We start from the raw sequence: 2,235 nt of genomic DNA, 5'->3' as shown, positions 1-2,235 counted from the left end.
CAGGGCTGCCGAACAAGAGCGTCCGGCCTTCCGCGATCGCGCTTTTCCCCGACCGCGCCCCGCCCGTCACAAGGATGATCGAACCCATGGAGCCTCCGTGTCCTTGGACGGCCAAGCCGTGAACCGCGCGTCCGGCAGTCCTCTGCAAGACGGCCTGCAAACGCCGCCATGTCGCTCAGGCTGAGGGCCCACATAATATGGCGCCTGCCATGCCGGAAGCCGCCATGCTGCATAGGCGCCTGCCCGACCGGCGCGATGCGACGAGAACCTCATGGTTCCCTCCTCGATGGCCATCGTAGGCCGCATGACAATCTGCCTGTGGGGATGCGCACCCCGCAGACGGTTCCAATCGTCACCGCTGCGGAACAGCCGCTCCTCGGACGCACCCCGCGCCGCGGATGGGTGATCGTCGGGCAGGTCTCCTGACTTGCGGGTCAAGGCTCCGGCCGGCCTTCCCATGCCCGGGGGCACAGTGGCGTATCGACCGTCGCTCGCCGCTTACAGTTGCGGGGGCAGTCCAGGATTTGCCCCGAAAGGCGCACCCGGTTCCCATATCAAGCCGCTCTCGCGGCACCACGACGCTCGGGTTCTGCGATGGGGCCGCACCGGCTGTCAAGGCTGGTCGGTGCTCAGCCCATGCGAGGCGGCACCCCACTGCCTTGCGAAAGGCGCAACTTCCCCGTTAGGCGATGCCGCAAGCTCTCGGAGGCACTGCAATGGAACTGACACTCGTAGGCATCGGGGCCGGCAACCCCGATCACCTGACCCTGCAGGCGGTCGAGGCAATCCGGACGGCGGACATCCTGCTGATCCCCGACAAGGGTGAGGACCGGCAGGAACTTACAGACCTGCGCCGCAGGATTGCCGCCGGCTGTATCGAAGATGACAAAGCCCGGCTTGTGTCCTTTCCTATGCCCGAGCGGGATCCGAACGTGTCCGATTACAAGATGCGGGTGAGGCTGTGGCACAATGCCGTCGCGCAAGCTTGGCTTTATGCGCTCGCGCCATATCCCGAGGCGCGAAAGGTCGCGCTGCTCGTCTGGGGCGACCCTGCCCTGTTCGACAGCACGCTGCGGATCGCCGAGCGCATCCGGAAGGTCCGCCCGCTGGACCTGAAGGTCGTGCCCGGCCTGATGTCGCTGCAGGTGCTCACGGCAGCCCATGCAATCCCGCTCAATCGCCTGGCTGAGCCGTTCCTTGTCACCACGGGGCGCCACCTGCGCGAGCATGGCTGGCCCGTGGGCATTGACACGCTGGTGGTGATGCTCGACGGCGAATGTTCGTTCACCACCCTCGGCCCGACAGGGATCTCGATCTGGTGGGGCGCCTATGTGGGGATGAAGGGCGAGATCCTCGACCACGGGCCGCTGGCCGAGGCAGGCCCGCGCATCGTCGCGGCCCGTGCGGAGGCACGGGCGCGGCGGGGCTGGATCATGGACATCTATCTGCTGCGGCGGGAGTTGCCCTCGGCCAGCGCCCCGTAAAGGATCAGCGTCGGGGTAGCCGCGCGCGCATTCATGCGGCACATCTCGGCAAGCTTGCTGATCGTGCCCCTGTGCAGCGCCTCGGCGGGCGTAGACACCCCGGACGCGAGGATCGCCGGTGTGTCCGTCGGAAGCCCATGCGCGATCAGCTGCCCAGCGAAGTCGGGAAAGGTCGCCCGCGCCATGTAGACGGCCGTCACTGCTTGAGAGTCCGCCAGCGCGGCCCAATTCAGGTCGCCCGGCAGCGCCCCGCTGACATCATGTCCGGTCACGAACTGCACCCGTCGCGCGGACAGGCGGCGGGTCAGGGAGATGCCCGCAGCGGCCGCGGCCGCCGCTGGGGCGGTCACTCCCGGAATGACCTCGTAGCCGATCCCCGCAGCGCTCAATGCGGTGATCTCTTCCTCCAGACGGCCGAACATGCCCGCGTCACCGGATTTCAGTCGGACCACCCTGGCGCCGGTCCTTGCCTGTTCCACCAGCAGCCGGTTGATGTCATCCTGTCGTGCCGAGGCCCGGCCAGCGCGCTTGCCGCCTGGAATCAGCACTGCGTCTTCTGCGGCGAGATCGAGGATCGGCCCCGAGGACAGGTCGTCGTAAAGCACCACCTCGGCCGCCTGCAGCCGCTTCACGGCCCGGACCGTCAGCAGTTCCGGGTCGCCGGGGCCCGAGGACACGAAGCTGACAAAGCCTGAACCCTTCATGGCGCCTCCGCGATCATGTGGAAGAAGGTGCCGGTGACATTGCCCCG

General features: G+C 67.4%; 2 protein-coding genes and 1 riboswitch. Of the genes, one reads left to right on the top strand and one right to left on the bottom strand.

Going from position 1 to position 2,235, the window contains the following annotated elements:
- Positions 1-394: 394 nt before the first annotated feature.
- Positions 395-593, bottom strand: a riboswitch (cobalamin riboswitch).
- A gap of 123 nt (positions 594-716) precedes the next feature.
- Positions 717-1,484 (top strand): precorrin-6A synthase (deacetylating), encoded by a 768-nt coding sequence (gene cobF, locus Q4F04_RS15565; protein ID WP_303370697.1) that lies wholly within the window; start codon positions 717-719, stop codon positions 1,482-1,484.
- On the opposite strand, the gene cobA is transcribed toward cobF, so the two are convergent.
- Positions 1,442-2,188: a uroporphyrinogen-III C-methyltransferase gene (gene cobA / locus Q4F04_RS15560; RefSeq protein ID WP_303370696.1), complete on the bottom strand. Its 747-nt coding sequence runs from the start codon at positions 2,186-2,188 to the stop codon at positions 1,442-1,444. The two genes, cobF and cobA, sit on opposite strands and share 43 nt — an antisense overlap.
- Positions 2,189-2,235 lie beyond the last annotated feature (47 nt).

It is taken from the genome of Paracoccus sp. (in: a-proteobacteria) (genome assembly GCF_030536915.1).
In the GTDB taxonomy this organism is placed as follows: Bacteria; Pseudomonadota; Alphaproteobacteria; order Rhodobacterales; family Rhodobacteraceae; genus Paracoccus.
Note: the sequence above shows the minus strand (reverse complement) of the source record. Positions and strands in the feature narration are given on the sequence as shown.

What these genes read in the sequence shown, in the direction of transcription:
- cobA (WP_303370696.1), bottom strand. Translation starts at nt 2,188, where the DNA reads ATGAAGGGTTCAGGCTTTGTCAGCTTCGTGTCCTCGGGCCCCGGCGAC.
- cobF (WP_303370697.1), top strand. Translation starts at nt 717, where the DNA reads ATGGAACTGACACTCGTAGGCATCGGGGCCGGCAACCCCGATCACCTG.